The sequence below is a fragment of the Rhizobium favelukesii genome, assembly GCF_000577275.2.
GTDB lineage: Bacteria > Pseudomonadota > Alphaproteobacteria > Rhizobiales > Rhizobiaceae > Rhizobium > Rhizobium favelukesii.
The window spans coordinates 213,538-229,717 of record NZ_HG916854.1 but is presented as its reverse complement, the minus strand read 5'-3'; the positions used below and the strand labels follow the sequence as shown (position 1 = coordinate 229,717).

At 61.0% G+C, this 16,180-nt stretch carries 13 protein-coding genes and 1 pseudogene; 7 read left to right on the top strand and 7 right to left on the bottom strand.

Annotated features, from left to right (window positions below; all coding sequences use genetic code 11):
• Position 1: 1 nt before the first annotated feature.
• Positions 2-559: pseudogene (locus LPU83_RS61090) on the bottom strand (LLM class flavin-dependent oxidoreductase); the annotation flags it as partial.
• A gap of 305 nt (positions 560-864) precedes the next feature.
• Here LPU83_RS61090 and LPU83_RS61085 point away from each other — a divergent pair.
• From LPU83_RS61085 to LPU83_RS61060, 6 genes are read left to right on the top strand one after another with little or no spacing between them, the layout of a single operon-like run.
• Complete coding sequence (locus LPU83_RS61085) at positions 865-2,043, top strand: acyl-CoA dehydrogenase family protein (RefSeq protein ID WP_024315074.1); 1,179 nt, start codon at positions 865-867, stop codon at positions 2,041-2,043.
• An 11-nt stretch (positions 2,044-2,054) separates the two neighbouring features.
• Positions 2,055-3,413, top strand: coding sequence for an LLM class flavin-dependent oxidoreductase (locus LPU83_RS61080; RefSeq protein ID WP_024315073.1), 1,359 nt, complete (start codon positions 2,055-2,057; stop codon positions 3,411-3,413).
• A gap of 10 nt (positions 3,414-3,423) precedes the next feature.
• Positions 3,424-3,765 carry a DUF3088 domain-containing protein gene (locus LPU83_RS61075; RefSeq protein WP_024315072.1) on the top strand — a complete coding sequence of 114 codons (342 nt, stop codon included), beginning with the start codon at positions 3,424-3,426 and terminating at the stop codon, positions 3,763-3,765.
• Positions 3,766-3,778: 13 nt separating this feature from the next.
• Positions 3,779-4,996 (top strand): acyl-CoA dehydrogenase family protein, encoded by a 1,218-nt coding sequence (locus tag LPU83_RS61070; protein ID WP_024315071.1) that lies wholly within the window; start codon positions 3,779-3,781, stop codon positions 4,994-4,996.
• Positions 4,993-6,318, top strand: a complete 1,326-nt coding sequence (locus LPU83_RS61065) for an LLM class flavin-dependent oxidoreductase (RefSeq protein WP_040680798.1) — start codon at positions 4,993-4,995, stop codon at positions 6,316-6,318. The genes LPU83_RS61070 and LPU83_RS61065 overlap by 4 nt, the downstream gene beginning before the upstream one ends.
• 22 nt (positions 6,319-6,340) lie before the next feature.
• Entirely contained in the window at positions 6,341-7,189 is an 849-nt protein-coding gene (locus LPU83_RS61060) for an NADPH-dependent oxidoreductase (RefSeq protein ID WP_024315069.1), read from the top strand.
• A 23-nt stretch (positions 7,190-7,212) separates the two neighbouring features.
• On the opposite strand, the gene LPU83_RS61055 is transcribed toward LPU83_RS61060, so the two are convergent.
• Positions 7,213-8,223, bottom strand: a complete 1,011-nt coding sequence (locus LPU83_RS61055; RefSeq protein ID WP_024315068.1) for a LysR substrate-binding domain-containing protein — start codon at positions 8,221-8,223, stop codon at positions 7,213-7,215.
• A 295-nt stretch (positions 8,224-8,518) separates the two neighbouring features.
• Between LPU83_RS61055 and LPU83_RS61050 the strand changes: the two genes are divergently transcribed.
• Positions 8,519-10,135: an ABC transporter substrate-binding protein gene (locus LPU83_RS61050; protein ID WP_024315067.1), complete on the top strand. Its 1,617-nt coding sequence runs from the start codon at positions 8,519-8,521 to the stop codon at positions 10,133-10,135.
• A 68-nt stretch (positions 10,136-10,203) separates the two neighbouring features.
• Here the strand turns inward: LPU83_RS61050 and LPU83_RS61045 are convergent, their stop codons facing one another.
• From LPU83_RS61045 to LPU83_RS61025, 5 genes are all read right to left on the bottom strand, one after another.
• Positions 10,204-11,619, bottom strand: a complete 1,416-nt coding sequence (locus tag LPU83_RS61045; protein WP_024315066.1) for an FAD/NAD(P)-binding protein — start codon at positions 11,617-11,619, stop codon at positions 10,204-10,206.
• Between the two features lie 85 nt (positions 11,620-11,704).
• Positions 11,705-12,667 (bottom strand): amidohydrolase family protein, encoded by a 963-nt coding sequence (locus LPU83_RS61040; RefSeq protein ID WP_024315065.1) that lies wholly within the window; start codon positions 12,665-12,667, stop codon positions 11,705-11,707.
• 2 nt (positions 12,668-12,669) lie between these two features.
• On the bottom strand, positions 12,670-13,761 hold the full coding sequence (locus LPU83_RS61035) for an LLM class flavin-dependent oxidoreductase (protein ID WP_024315064.1): 1,092 nt from the start codon (positions 13,759-13,761) through the stop codon (positions 12,670-12,672).
• Positions 13,762-13,789: 28 nt separating this feature from the next.
• Positions 13,790-15,043: an acyl-CoA dehydrogenase family protein gene (locus tag LPU83_RS61030; protein ID WP_024315063.1), complete on the bottom strand. Its 1,254-nt coding sequence runs from the start codon at positions 15,041-15,043 to the stop codon at positions 13,790-13,792.
• A gap of 69 nt (positions 15,044-15,112) precedes the next feature.
• A complete protein-coding gene (locus LPU83_RS61025; RefSeq protein ID WP_024315062.1) occupies positions 15,113-16,171 on the bottom strand; it encodes an aldo/keto reductase in 1,059 nt (352 codons plus the stop codon).
• Positions 16,172-16,180: the final 9 nt, after the last annotated feature.

The following is a 16,180-nucleotide window of genomic DNA, read 5'->3' as shown; positions in this document are numbered from 1 at the left end:
CAGTGCGAAACAGACCACGCCGCCGCAGTTCGGGCAGCACCAGTTCAACAAAGTCTCGCAGTCCGACCGGCAGGTGTGGCGCGCGCTCGTATCGCTCCGCATGCGCATAGTGTTCATCACGGCCGAAGTTATGCGCCTCGTGCTCGCTGGAGGAGGTAACCAGATTCCAGCCCGCGCGTCCGCCGCTGATGTGGTCGAGCGAGGCAAATTTCCGGGCGATATGGTAGGGCTCGTTGTAGGAGGTGGACGCTGTGGCGACGAAGCCTATGTCTTTTGTCACCGTGGCGAGAGCCGAGAGTAGCGTAATCGGCTCGAACTGCGCCACGTAGCGTACCGCGGTCCTGCTCAGAGCGTCGATGTCGGTACCGCGAGTGCCGACGCCGTCCGCCATGAAGATGAGATCGAATTTTGCCGCTTCGGCGAGTTGCGCAAGCTCGATATAGTGAGCGATGTTGGAACCGGCATCCGCTTGTGCCTCCGGATGCCGCCAGGCAGCCACATGATGGCCTGTCGGATACAGGAAGGCGCCAAGTTTGAGCTGTCGTTGCGCGGTACTCATATCAGCCTCCGTCGTCAGGAAGACGATAGGCTAACAGCACAAAGTATTATCTATAGAAATAGTATTCTATTTAGCTCGACGAAGCAGGATTTTTGCAATCGGCAACGCCGCGTTTCGAATGACGACGTTCTGCTGTCGCGCAAACCACGGCGATCTTGTCCATGGCGAGAATGGCGTTTTGCAAACTCCGAAAAGAATTTCTTTCCGTAAAATCAATCAGATATTTCTGGACTTGAGCAGTCAGCCGGCCAACCGTTGGTGCCGAAGGTAGGGGCACATCCCTGCTCCGACATCCGGGAGGCAGTATGCCGTTCGAAACAGACGTTGATGACCCACTCTTGGCGAAGGCTACTGAGCTTCGCAAAGCATTTCATCTCGATGCCGTCGAGAGAGACAAGCAGGGCGGTAGACCTGTCGAGCAGATCAGGCTCTTGAAGGAAAGCTCTCTTCCCTCCGCGCAGATCGCTAGGGAATATGGCGGCCAGGGTGCATCGTGGTTGACGATCCTGCGGATCGTCAGGGAGTTCGCCAAGACGGACGGCTCGCTCGCCCATCTTTTCGGCTATCACCATCTGCCGCTCAACCTCATCCTGTTTCGCGGTTCGGCCGCCCAGAAGGAAAAATGGCTGATGGGTTCCGCGGCGGGCAATTGGGTCTGGAGCAATTCCGGAAACGCCATGTCGAGGACATCATCGGGTGAAAAGACGGCAATGGGCTGGGTCATCAATGGCAGCCGGCCATTCTCCTCGGGCTCGCATGTCGCCGACTACATTCAGATCTCCTGGGAGAATGCCGAGGGCGCTCGGCTGACCGCTGCCGTGCCTGCCGATCGCGAAGGCATTGTCATCGAAAACGATTGGGATGGCATTGGCCAGAGGCAGACCGGAAGCGGTACGGTGCGTTTCGTCAATCTTCAGGTTCATGACGACGAGCTGATCAGCTCGCCTGATGTACCGCTGACGCCCTATTCCTCGCTCACGTCACTCCTCCAGCAGAGTGTTCTGCTCAATGTCTTCATCGGCAGCGCCCAGGGCATGCTGGAGGAGGGTCGCGCCTATACGACGAGGAGTTCGCGGCCTTGGATCCATTCAGGCGTAGAACGCCATGTCGACGATCCATGGATCAAGCGGCAGTACGGCGATCTCTATATCCGCACCTTGGCGGCAACGGAACTCGCGGACAAGGCGGCTCGCAGTCTCGACGTGGCTTACGCCCAGGGTCCCTCGCTGAGCCTCGCCGACCGTGGCGCAGCTGCAATCGATATTGCAACCGCCAACGTCTATGCCGGCGAAGTCGGCCTTGCCGTCTCGAGCGAGGTTTTCGAGCTGATGGGCGCGCGCTCGGCCACCAATGCCAACGGCTTCGATCGGTTTTGGCGCAATGTCAGGACCCATACGCTCCACAATCCCGCCGAGTACAAGAAACGCACCGTCGGCACCTGGCTGCTGACGGGCGAATTTCCCGTGCCGGCGATCTATCGCTGAAAGGAACAGCAGTGGCGAGACGCAAGGATAAGATCAAGCTCGGCGCTTTCCTGCTCTTTACCGGCCACCATGTCGCCGCATGGCGCCACCCGAAGGCATCGGTCGGCACCGAGTTTGAACACTATCTGGAACTGGCAAGGCTTGCCGAGGCTGCGAAGTTCGACACGATCTTCTTCGCAGATGGTGTTGCCGCACGCATCAAGGACGTCGAAGCGGCAAGCCGCAATGCCCATAACGGTGTCTATCCCTTCGAGCCGGTCACTCTGCTCTCGGCGCTGTCGTCGGTTACCCGCAACATCGGCCTGATCGCCACCGCCTCCACCAGCTACTCCGACCCCTATAATCTTGCTCGGCAATTTTCCTCACTCGACCGACTAAGCGGCGGCCGGGCCGGCTGGAACCTCGTGACATCCTCGGATCCGGATGCGGCCTACAATTTCGGCCACGAGACGCAGATCCTTCACTCCGATCGCTATGAGCGGGCCGAGGAATTTGCAGATGTCGTGCTCGGCCTTTGGGACAGCTGGGAAGACGACGCCTTCCTGCGCGACCGCCAAAGCGGCCGCTATTTCGATCCAGCCAAGCTGCATCGCCTCAATCACAGCGGCCGGCACTTCAAGATCCGTGGCCCGCTCAACATTCCCCGCTCGCCGCAGGGGCGACCTGTCGTCGTCCAGGCGGGTGCCTCCGAACCCGGCAAGGAGCTTGCAGCCCGAACAGCAGAAGCCATCTTTGCTGCCCAGATCACCTTGGAGGAAGCCACCGGCTTTTACGCCGACGTGAAGGCAAGGCTCGCGAAATACGGTCGATCGCACGAGGATCTGAAGATCCTGCCGGGTATTTTCCCGACCGTTGGTCGCACGCAATCGGAAGCGCAGGAAAAGTTCGAATCGCTTCAGGAGCTCATTCAGCCCGAGGTCGGGCTCAACCTGATTTCTCAGCTTTCCGGCGTCGATCTTCGCGACTTCCCGCTAGACGGGCCGGTGCCGGAAAATCCGCCTTCGACAAATGCCGGCAAGAGCCGGCAGGCGCTCGTTCTGGACCTCGCCCGCCGCGAGAACCTTTCGATCCGTCAGCTCTATCTGCGCATCGCCGGCGCGCGTGGTCACTGGCAGGTCGTCGGCACGCCAAACGAGATCGCCGATGCCTTGGAAGAGCGCTTCGAGAACTACGGCGCCGACGGGTTTAACATTATGGCGCCGATCATGCCGGGGGGACTTGCCGATTTCATCGAACTCGTCGTGCCGGAGCTACGGCGTCGCGGTCTCTTCCGCCACGAATACGAGGGGGCCACGCTGCGGGAAAACCTGGGCCTCAAACGTCCCGAGAACCGCCTTGCTGCCAACGGCGGCGCAGTCGCGGCTGAATAGGAGAACAACAATGAGCCGCGACAAACTGTTTCTCATCGCACCCGGCTTCTCGGCCCCGAAGCGACCTGGCCAGACGTTCGTCTGCCCTTACTGCAATGCGATCGAAGGGTTGCTTGCAAGCTTCCCCGAGCTTGCATCCCGGATCGACGTGGAGAGAGTCCCCTTCCCTCGTCCGCGAACGCGCGTGATCGAGGCGCTGGGCGAAGAGAACCAGTCTTTGCCGGTGCTGGTTCTCTCCGCCAACGCGCCGCCCGATGCTGCCGATTGGAAAGGCAAGCGTTTCGTCACCAAGACCGGTCGCATTCTCGAGCTGCTTGCCGAGCGGCACGGTTTTCCACGACTTCACGACTGACGGAGGAAAGACGATGACCGTAAAGCCCACGAGCTTCGAACCAGCTCTGCCACCCGCTCTTTTCGAACAGGACCAGACCAATCCCTACCTTGCCAAGGCAATCGAACTGAGAGAGATCTTTGCGCTCGACGCCGCCGAGCGGGATCAACAGGGCGGGCGCCCGAGCGATGAGATCCGGCGTCTCAAGGAAAGCGATCTCGTCAATCTGCTCATTCCCACAGAGTTTGGCGGTGAGGGGCAACCCTATTCGACGGCGCTGCGCATCGTGCGCGAATTCGCCAAGGTCGACGGTTCGCTCGCTCATCTGTTCGGATATCATTTCAGTCCGATCCAGAACGCCGTGACGAGCGGGAGCGACGAACGATCCGCCGCGATCCTGCGACGGTCGGCTGAGGGTCGCTGGTTCTGGGGCAACACCACGAATAGCTTTTCCAAAAGCCTCTTTGGCAGAAAGGTCGAAGGTGGCGTCCTGCTTAATGGCGATCGGCCATTCGCCTCCGGCTCCCATGTCGCCGACTATCTGATGGTCGCCTGGGAAGACGAGAAGACGAACGCGCGAAACGTCGCCTATATTCCTGCCAACCGGGCCGGCATTACCATTGCCGACGACTGGGACGGCATCGGCCAGCGTCAGACGGGTAGCGGCCGCGTCTTCTACAAGGACGTAACAGTCAGGGATGACGAGATCCTCTTAGAACGCCCGAAGGATCCGAGCGCGCTTCTCATACCCCAGCAACAGCAGAGCGTTCTTCTCAACGTCTTCGTCGGCAGCGCGCAGGGTGCCCTGATCGCAGCGCGCGAATACACGGTCACGACGTCGCGCCCATGGATCTATTCCGGTGTCGAACGCCATTCAGACGATCCCTGGATCAAGCGGCAATACGGCGAATTATGGACAAAGGTGCAGGCTGCAACCGCATTGGCGGATAGGGCGGCATCGGCCATGGATTCCGCCTACGCCAAGGGCGCCGCATTGACAGCGCAAGAGCGCGGCGCAACGGCGATCGCGGTTGCTTGTGCCAACGTGCTGGCGGGCAAGGTAGCGCTCGAAGTCACCAGCGAGATCTTCGAGGTGATGGGTGCCCGGTCGGCTGTACGACCCCTTGGGTTCGACCGTTTTTGGCGCAACGTGCGTATCCACACTCTCCACAATCCTGCTGAATACAAGACCCGCAATGTCGGCGCCTGGTTTTTGACCGGCGACTATCCAGAGCCTGGTATCTTCCAATGAGCGGACGACAGCTCCATCTCAATATCAATATCCTCCATTCCGGCTTCTCGCCCGCGGCGTGGCGAATGGAAGGCAGCGATCCGCGAGCGTCCTTCGACGTCAACCACTACGTCAGGGTCGCCCAGATTGCCGAACGCGGTACCTTCGACGCGGTTTTCCTTGCCGACCAGGCGGCGATCTCCGACCGGGTTGATTTCAGACCGTTGACGTCACTTGAACCGACCATCGTTCTGGCCATGGTCGCGGCCAACACGGAGCGGATAGGTCTGATCGCCACCGCCTCGACGACCTATAACGAGCCGTACAACATCGCCCGGCGTTTCGCGACGCTCGATCACGCCAGCAACGGGCGCGCCGGCTGGAACATGGTCACCAGCGCAGACCTGGCGCAAAGCCGAAACTTCGGCCTTGAAAAGCCTGTGGCCCACGCAAGCCGCTATGAGCGCGCCAGTGAATTCGCAGCCGTGGTCAAGGCGCTCTGGGACAGTTGGGAGGAAGAGGCCTTCATCGGCGACGCCACGACAGGCCGCTTCGTCGATGCCGGTCGGGTCCATCCGATCGCCCACAGCGGAAAGCACTTCTCAGTTCATGGACCGCACAACATTCCCCGCCCGCCTCAAGGTCACCCGGTTATCGTCCAGGCAGGCGGCTCAGATGATGGGCGGGAGCTTGCCGCCGAGCATGCCGAAGCCGTCTTCTCCGCTTCGCAATCCTTCGAGGAGTCGCTGGATTATGTGCGAGATCTTCGCCGGCGCGCTACCCTCTATGGCCGTCCAGACAACAGTATCCTGGTGCTGGCGGGCCTGGCCACGATCATCGGAAGCACTGAGGCAGAAGCCAAGCGCCGCCAGGACGAGTTGCGCGACCTGATCCCTCTTGAATACAGTCTTGCGCGGCTGGCAGGTGTGCTGCAGGTCGATCGCCGGAGGCTCGAACTCGACGCTCCGTTGCCAGGTGACATACCGCTGCCGGCCGAAGGCGGTCACACATTCTTCCGCGCAACCGTGGCGCTCGCACGGCGAGAGGGATTGACGGTTCAAGGTTTGATCCGTGCGCTCAACGGTGGCACCGGGCACCGTACGATTGTCGGCACGCCGAAGGATATCGCCGATGACATCGAAACCTGGTTTACCGCTGGTGCGGCGGACGGCTTCAATCTGATGCCGGACGTGTTGCCCCATGGGCTTGATGTCTTTGTCGACGAGGTGGTTCCGATCCTGCGTCGACGCGGGCTCTTCAGGCACCAATATAGCGGTCGGACACTGCGCGATCATCTCGGTCTTGCCCGTCCGGACAATCCCTATGCTGCGGCAGCAGAATGACAGACGACAAAAGGACATTGCCATGACGCCAACCCTTGCGACAAAGGCTGACGACGCTGATCGGCTGGCGGCACTTGCCGCCGAGCGCTACCGAAACGCGCAGCAGCTTGGGGGCGATTGGAACGAGACCCTGGAGACCATTCTCTCCCATTGCAGCGTACGCAGCTATCTGCCAAAACCGGTTCCGCACATGGCAGTGGAGCTTGCCGTTGCCGCGGCCCAGTCGGCGCCGAGTTCGTCCAATCTGCAGGCGTGGAGCGTGGTGGCCGTAGAAGATACCGAACGCCGAAGCCGGCTTAACGCTATTGCCGGAAATCAGCGCCAGATTGCGCAGGCACCGCTTCTCCTCGTCTGGCTGGCCGACCTTGCCCGGCCTCGCGAGATCGCTGAAGACGGCGGATCGACCGCCGATGGGCTCGACTACATCGAGAGCTTTCTGCTTGGCGTGATCGACGCCGCACTTGCCGCCCAGAACGCCGTCGTTGCGCTTGAATCATTGGGCCTTGGAACCTGCTACATCGGTGCCATCCGCAACGACCCGGAAGGCGTCGCGCGCGAGCTTGCATTACCCCACGGGGTCTTCCCAGTCTTCGGCTTGACGGTAGGCTTTCACGATCCGGCCCAGCCCGCCGCAGTCAAGCCGCGGCTACCGCAATCGACTGTCCTGTACCGCGAGCAATATACCAAGGAAAGACGCACCCAGGATCTTGCCGCCTATAACAAGGTGCTCAGAAGCTTCCAGGCCGAACAAGCCATGCCATCAGTCGACTGGACAGATCAGGTCAGCCACCGCATCGGTACGCTCGAAGCGTTGAAGGGCCGGCACGTACTTGCTGCTGCAGCGCGCAGACTGGGTTTCCAGCTGAAATAGAACGATGAAGACACCGCGCCAGCTTACTCGGCGGCAATCATGTCCGTTGCCGGGCGAATACGGCGTGCGACGATCTTGTCCATTGTCTGCAAGGTGCGCGCCTCGGCCAGCAGCCACTCGCGAAACAGATCGACGCGCATCAGCCGCGCCGTATGCGCAGTGGTCGCAAAGAAGTAGGAGGAACTGACAGGCTGGGGCACGCCGAAAGGGCTGACCAGCCGTCCGGACCGGATCTCGGCTTCCGCAAGCCTGATCTTCCCGAGCCCCAGTCCCTGCCCGGCCAGCGCCGCATCGAGTACCAGAGAGGATTGGCTCAGCCGGAAACCACCTTGCGAGGCATGGCAGGAGAGCCCGGCCGCACGCAGCCATCCGCTCCAGTCCGGGCAGGATTGATCATGCTCTGGCCCCTCCTCGTGCAACAGCGGCACACCGTCAATTGCATGCGGCCCGTCCCATAGCGAATGGGCATCGGCAAATTCCGGGCTGCAGACTGGCAGGACGGCCTCGGAAAAGAGATGGTCGACGACGAGCCCAGCATAGGCACCGCTTCCGTAGCGAATAACACAATCAGCGTCGCCCGCGTCGAGATTAGTCAGCTGAGTCGACGCGTCGACAAGGACCTGCAGCCCGGGAGCCGCTCGCCGCAGTGCATCGAGGCGCGGGATGAGCCACTTGCTGGCAAAGGATGGTGCCACTGAGACGCGGATCGGCTGTTCGTGATCGCTCGTAGCGAACTGGGCCATTGCGGCGAGCACCGCATCAAAGGCATCCGTCAATCCTGGCACCAATGCCAGCCCGGCCGGCGTCAGTTGCAGCTGGCCGCGGACACGGTTGAACAGGGATTGTCCGAGATAGTCCTCCAACAGGCGAATCTGCTGCCCGACGGCGGCGGACGTGACATGCAGTTCTTCGGCAGCGCGAACGAAATTCAAGTGCCTTGCCGTTGCCACGAAGGTGCGTAGCGACGTCAACGGCGGAAGCCGCGCAAGTGTGGGCTGGATTGCTTTCCGGCGGGAGTTGGGAAGCGTGCTCATGACACCGATTGCACCACAATCGGGCCGCTCGAGGCGAGCACCGGCATTTCCTCCAGCTCTGCCGGCAGAACATTTTCTTGCGTCGTGGACATCAATTGGAGATGCAAAAACTCATTTTCATAAATTGTCTATCTTTTTAGTAGATTATAGCAACCGCTCTCCGCCAATTTGGACAGGCGCGAAGCGTTCCTTTTCTAATCACGGAGAAAAACATTCTTCCGATTTTCCCTCAGCCGGCCCGATGATGCCTCTGACGGACGTTTCGACCGAGGCGTCACAGACTCAGGGGGTATTGATGGACATTCGTAGACGCCAACTCAACAAGCTTCTTGCCTTGACGGGCCTGACCGCACTCGTGCCGCTCAGTAGTTTCGCAGAGACGTCAGGGGCAACAACGGGCGGCACTTTGAATTTCATTGTCGAGCCGGAGCCCCCCACGATCCTGGCGCTCGCTCACACTGCTGGCGGCACGCAGAAGGTCAGTCCGAAGATCACCGAGGGATTGCTGACCTATGATTTCGGTCTCGCGCCGAAGCCGCAGCTTGCAACCGAGTGGTCCATCAGCGAAGACGGATTGAGCTACACATTCAAGCTGCGCCCAAACGTGAAATGGCACGATGGCAAACCATTCACATCCGAGGATGTCGCCTATTCGATCGAGCTGCTGAAACAAGTACACCCACGCGGTCGTGGCACCTTCGCCAACGTAACAAAGGTCGACACGCCCGATCCGTTGACCGCGGTAATCCGGCTTTCCAAACCCGCGCCGTACCTTTTGAGCGCCCTCTATGCCGCGGAGTCGCCGATCGTACCCAAGCACGTCTATGGCGGCGTCAAGATTGCCGACGTACCAACCAACCAGAATGGCGGCGCGCCGATCGGCACCGGACCCTTCGTCTTCAAGGAATGGGTGCGTGGCTCCCACATTATCCTGGAGCGCAATCCGGACTATTGGGATGCCGGAAAGCCCTATCTCGACAGGATTGTCGTGCGCTTCGTACCGGATGGCGCAGCACGTGCGGCGGGCTTCGAGACCGGTGAATTCGATATCGGTGGTGACAATCCGATCCCACTGAGCGATCTCGAGCGCGTCAAGGCATTGCCTAATATTGGCGTCGATTCACGCGGCTATGAGACCAAGGGTGACCAGACCCAGCTGATCTTCAATCTCGACAACGAATACCTCAAAAATGTCCACGTCCGCCGAGCGATTGCCCATGCGATCGACCTCAATGTCGTCCTCAACACCGTGTGGTACGGCTACGGTCACGTCTCGCCGAGCCCAATCAGCACCTTCCTGCCGCGCTACCTCGATGCCTCGATCAAGCCTTACGCCTATGATCTGAAGGCGGCCGAACAGCTGCTTGACGAAACAGGCTACAAGCGCGGCGCCGATGGCATCCGTTTCAGCCTTCGGCTCACGCACAATTCCTACAATGAGGGCTTCAAGCGGGTCGCCGAGTATCTGAAGCAGAACCTGACCCGCATCGGCATTGCGGCGACGATCGAGTCCTATGATTTTTCGACCTATATCAAGAAGGTCTATACCGACCGCGCGTTCGACGTGACGGCCGAATATCTCGGCAACCAGTTCGATCCGACCCTCGGCGTGCAGCGCATCTACTGGTCGAAGAACTTCAAGCTCGGCCTGCCATTTTCGAACGCCAGCCACTACGCGAATCCAGAAGTGGACAGGCTGCTCGAAGCGGCCTCCGTCGAGACCAACGAGGAGACGCGCAAGCAGCAGTTCTATGCTTTCCAGAAAATCATTGCCGACGAGGTGCCGGTGGTAAACCTGATCGCGCTTGAGAATGTCACCGTTTTCAACAAGCGCGTGAAAAATCACACGATCGGGGCCGAGGGCGTGCAATCCAATTTCGCGGAAGTATACATCAAAGACGGCGAAGGCTGATCGGGGCGATGTGCGGGCCTGCACGAAAGGGGCGCATCGGCGATGCGCCCCTTTTTTTCGCTCGCATATCAGGCGACGCGCGCCGGCGTCAGTTTGGCAAGGATGCGATCGGCGAGCGCGACCGCCTGTGTGCGCTGCTCGGTAATCGAACTCGACTCCCATGCGACACCGCGCAGCGGGTGCCCTATGGCGCTGAGGTTGCGATGAACGCGACCCTCTTCATTGATGAGATCTCCCTCGGGCGTCGCGTCGATGCCATAGCCGGTGCTATGCGGCCGGACTTCGCCACTTGCAAGCAGGCTCTTGACGAAAGGATCGGCAATCTGTCGCCAATCGTGCAACTGATGACCGCGGCAGTCGATGACACCGTCGAACCGTGCGGTCTCGATACCCGTTCCGGTCCCTAGTCGGGCGACGATCTGGTCTCCTTCGAGTCCAAAGCCAAGCACACGCGCGCGACGGTGAGCCAGCCGGCCTTCGGAGATCACGGTCTCGATGGTCTTGTGGCTCTCCGGCGCCGATCGATGTGCCGTGACATCCCAATAGGGTCGCAGATGCCTGATGAAACGCAACCGCTCACGATCACTCGCGCCCTGCCACAAGGTAAGGATATGGGGCCGGATCGCGAGAGGCAGGCCCTGCCAGTCCGTACCGGCTGCCGAGATCGCACGCCGCTCCGCCTTCACGCGCGACAGCAGATCGCGCGCCGTCACCGGCAACGGCCCATCAGAGAGAAAATCGCGGGCGGCGGCGACGGTTCTGCGACCTTCCACGAACTGACCACGGCGCGATATCACCCGGTAGCGACCGCGATTGCCTCTCGCTTCCATGCTGGCAATCGCATCGACCATCGACAGGCTGGAACCGATCAGGAGGATCTCCTCACAGCCGCTCACGCGGTCAAGCGCATCCGCGTCCCAGGGATTGGCTGCAAAGCGCGCGTGACTTGCAAGAGTGGCCTCAGCTTCGGACAGTCGCGGCTGGAACACGCCAAGCGCCAACACAGCCTCGTCGGCCTCCACGACCGTCCCGTCCGCTATCGTTATGCGGATCCGGTGCGGTGTGGACACCAGCGCGGATGCCGACGACCCGACATGCCGCAACGTCGACCCGAACCGCGCACTTGAAACGGCACGGGCAAGCTCATCGCGAACATAGGTTCCATAAAGATAGCGCGGCGGACTACTTGAGCCCACATCGACGGGCGGCACCCAGCCGTTGCCGGCGCCATTCTCGACAAGCCAGCGTGACAGATGGCCGGGGTCTTCGGGGTACAGCGAAAAGATTTCAGCCGGCCCATTCACGAGGTGGACGGGGTCGGGCGTGCTGTAGGCGACCCCACGGCCAAGCTCGGCACGCCGCTCGATCACAGTGATCGCAAGCGGCACTTCGGTCCGCTCCAGAAGCTTCAACGCTGTCACCGCCCCGGCAAAGCCGCCGCCAACAATGGTCACCGAATGATGCGCAATACGATCGATACGCAATGAACCTCCTCTCCCGTCAGCAATGACAGGCCTGGTAGATCGGGGTGTAAAATCGGCATGCGAACGCAAGCTCTGCGAAACGTTGCTACGCGATCAAGCGGCCACCGCTGCGGCGGTGGCCTTCGAGCAGATCAAGGGCATTTCTCCCAGCAACCAACTCGGCTTCATGGTCGCTCAGACCGGCCGCCTCGAATGCCCTTGCAAGCTCTTCCCGCGCCGCACCGTGTTCAAGGATCGGCCAGTCGCTCCCGACCAGAACATGATCGGCACCGACGAGACTGGTGAGGAAGCGGATGAAACGCGCTTCCCACGGCATGATGTCGATGTAGAGATGACGCCGCCTGCCGGCAGGTGCACTGGCGAAAATCGACGGCAGTTCGCCGAACGGACCAGTCAGCGCCAAAGCCGCGACGCCAAGCGCTGTGATGACGACCCGAAGCTCGGGCAACTCCTCGAAAACGCCCGATGTCACAAGCGCAATCGCGGCGGCCGCGTTGATGGTGCCGCGGCTCAGGCGGGTACCAAGCCGGCCAAGTCCGGCCAGCTGGCTCGAAAGTGGCTCGGGGTTGATTGGATGCAGGAAGACGGGGATGCCGAGTTCGGCAGCAACTGTCAGGACAGGCCTGGCCTCCGGCGCGTCAATCAGCTTGGCCCCCTTTGCGCTGTCGAGAAATAACCCGGACAGATTAAGATCAAGGATGGCACGTCGCGCTTCGACAGCCGCTGCCTCGCCACCGAATGCGTCCACCGTCGCCAATGCGAACAGACGGTCGGGATGGTGCAAAACCGTGGTTGCGAGATCGTCGTTCAGCCTGCGGCTGACGTCCCCGAGATCGGCGTCAGGTGCGGCGACCATGGACAGCGCCACACCAATCACGCGCCGCGCAATCCCTGCTGCGTCGCTATCGGCAATCAGTGCATCGATATCCGAGATTTTCGTTCCGATGCGAGCCCACAGGGGATCGAGCGGACAGCCGGGCGCGCGGTAGATCTCCCAGCCTTGCGGCAGCAAATGCGTATGAAAATCGACGATGTTGAGCTTGCCCATGGTCACTCAGCAGCGATGGAGCGTGACTTGCGTGCGGCAATGCCGGCCTTGACGAGCGGTACGACATCGCGCCCATAGGTCACCGTGTCTTCCGTCGGATAAAAACCTCGCATCAGGAAGTTGGAGACGCCGGCGTCATAGTAATCGAGGATCGCTTCGGCGACCTGGTCCGGCGTACCGAGGAGTGCCGTCGAGTTGCCGCCGGCACCGGTGAGCGCTGCGACCTCAGTCCACAGGCGCTTGTCGAGGACCTTGCCGCGCGCAGCCGCTTCCCTCAGACGCACTGATCCTGCGTTCGACGGCAACCTCTCCCCGTTACCGCCGGGCCGGGCTATCGCCTTGACCTTCTGCAGGATGGAACTGGCTTTTTCCCATGCCTTGTCTTCGGTCTCCGCAACAACGATCCGGAAGGCGATGGTAAAGCGGATGTCATCGGCGCGCCCGAAAGCTTCAGCGGCCGTTCGCACCTTGCCGATCGTTTCGCGCACGCCATCGAGCGGCTCGCCCCACAGCGCGTAGATGTCCGCGTGCTTGCCGGCAACCTTGAAGGCAGCCTCAGACGAACCGCCGAAAGAGATCGGAATCCGTGATTGCCGTGACGGTCGGACCTGCGAAACCGCAGTCTTGACCTTGTAGAATTCGCCTTCATGGTCGAAAGGCTCTTCGCTTTCCCAGACCTTCTTGAGAACCGTCAGATATTCGTCGGTGCGGTCGTAGCGTCTGTCGTGATCGAGGAAATCGCCGTCGCGCTGCTGGTCGGCGTCAGAGCCGCCGGTGATGATGTGGACCCACAGTCGCCCGTCTGAAAACTGATCGAGTGTCGCGAGCTGGCGCGCGGCAAGCGTCGGCGACATGAAACCGGTGCGATGGGCGAGCAATGCGCCGATCCGGTTCGTCTTGGCAAACAGGTAGGCGGCAATCTGGTTGTTGTCCGGCCAGGTCGAAAAAGCGCCGATCAGCAGCCGATCGATACCCGCCTCTTCAGCGGCCGTTGCATGGTTGAGGATATAGTCCTTGTCCACCACCGGTCCCTTGGGTGGCACGATATCCGACCCCTCGCGGTTCGATACGTGACCGATGAATTCCGAGCTCATGAGACACTCCTTCTTTAGGCGGCCGATCTTAGAAGACCTTGCCTTCTTCCAGATGCGTCGTGGTTCCGTTGATGTAATAGTCGCCGACCACCCTCGCCTTGTGCAGCAGCGGGTTATGGTTCAGCACCGTGCGGATGTTGCGCCAGTGTCGATCGAGATTGAGATGGCGGGAGGTCGCCGACCCGCCGCCAAGCTCAAAGACGTTGGTGGCGGCCGCAAGCGCGAGCTGCGAGGCGATGATCTGCGTGCGGGCCGTCGTCAGCGCGCTTTCGATCAAGGCTGTTTCGATCGCCTCGGCGTCACCCCCTGCAAAGGCCACCACCGAGCGATCCAGCGCACGCGCACTCTCGCGGATCAACGTGTCGACAGCAAAGGAGCCTGCAGCAATCTCACCCAATATCTTCTGCACGAAGGGATCGGCATTGGCCGTCTCGGCCGCACTGTGGGCAGCCGACCGCGCCTGCCTGCGCACATAATCGGTCCCCTCTGCGAGTGCGCCGCGCACTGCACCTGCCATTGAGGCGGCCAGGTGGAGCTGACGCAACGTCGAGGTATGGCGCCCGACCAGCGTGTTCAGACCCCGTTTGGAGATCTCGTGCGGTAATACCTCGACGTCTTCGAGCATCACGCCGCCACTGGCTGTCAGCCGCTGGCCCATGCCGTCCCAGTCATCGAGAATGGTGATGCCTTTGCGATCCACCGGTAGCAGGACGCTGACGAACTCGTCCTCGTCGTTCCGGGCGCTGAAAGAGGCAAAATCGGAAAAGGCTGTCCCCGTCGCATACCATTTCCGGCCGTTGAGGCGGTAGGTCTCGCCGGTTCTCGTCAACCGTGTCGTCACTTCGCCCGGGCGCTTGGTCCCCTGCTCGGTATGAGCACCCCCGAAAAGCTTGCCAGAGAGAACGCGGCCGAGCTGCGTTCGGTCGATGGCCGTATTGGGGCTGAGAATGAGGCTTTCGGTGAAATTGAAATGGCTGCGCAGCGCATGGGCAACGTTTGAATCTGCGGCACCGATCGCCATGATCATGTCGATGTAGTCCGCGACCGATCCACCCGGACCACCGAGTGCCACCGGAATGCGTAACGCGCCGAGCCCAGCCTCTTTGAAAAGGCGGAAAGCTTCGAAAGGAAGCTCCCTCTCCAGGTCGCGCCTTGCCGCCTCTTTCGATATTTCGGCCGATAGCGTTAGGATCTTCGCAAGAAGCTCGGAAAGATTGTTCCCCTGCGCAGAAAGGCCGGGCGCGGCAGTGGCAGACAGTGCTGAAGGAGCGATATTCGGCATTCAGGAACCTTCTCGGCGCTGAAGAAAAGGACGGAGGATCCGCCCAGCGGGCGGATCCTCGAGGCATGTTCAGGCTACGGCGCGCGTCAGCGGCACCCCATTGTAGATGCCCGAAGCAGTACTGCGCGGCACGCGGCCTTCGACCGGATGGCTCGGATCGTTGAAACCGGGCGTCGAGGGGTGCCCTGTCGTGACCAGCCGATCGACCAGTGCCTCATCCTCAGCATCGAGCTTGACGTCGAGCGCGCGGATGTAGCTGTCCCAGTGCTCTTGCGTGCGTGGTCCGGTGATGGCCGCCGAGATCAGCTTGTTGTTGAGCACCCAGGCAAGCGCGAATTCCGTCGGTGAAATCCCCTTGCGGGCAGCATGAGCGGCGATCTCGGTGGCAATTGCAATCGATTCAGGACGCCATTCCGTTTCCAGGATGCGTTTGTCGCCGCGACCGGCGCGGGTGTCGGCAGCTGGCTCCTTGCCGGGTTCGTACTTGCCCGTCAGGACGCCGCGGGCAAGGGGCGAGTAGGAAACGACGCCGAGGCCGTAGTGATGGGCTGCAGGCAGCTGCTCTGCTTCGGCGGTGCGGTTGACGATGTTGTAGAGCGGCTGGCTTGCCACCGGACGATCGATGCCGAGCTCGTCGGCAAGATGGGCAATCTCGGCGATCCGCCAGCCACGGAAGTTCGAGACGCCGAAATAGCGCAGCTTGCCAGCGCGGATGAGGTCTGCAATGGCGCGCACCGGCTCTTCCAGAGGCGCGTCAAAGACAGCTCTGTGGAAGTAGAGGATGTCGATATAGTCGGTGTTGAGGCGGCGCAGCGAATTCTCGACCGTCTCGATCACCCACTTGCGCGAATGGCCGCCGAGGTTCGGACCCTTCTTGTGGGAGTTGACGAACTTGGTTGCCAGCACCCAGTGATCTCGGTGCGCCTTGATGCCTTTGCCGACGACCTCTTCCGACTTGCCGTCGTGATAGACATCGGCGGTATCGATGAAGTTAATCCCCTGCTCACGTGCCTTGTCGATGATGCGGAAGGCGACGTCGTCAGGCGTCGGCCCACCAAACATCATGGTTCCCAGGCTGAGCGGTGATACCTTCAGCGCGCTGCGCCCCAGATAGCGATAATCGACCATTTTCTTCTC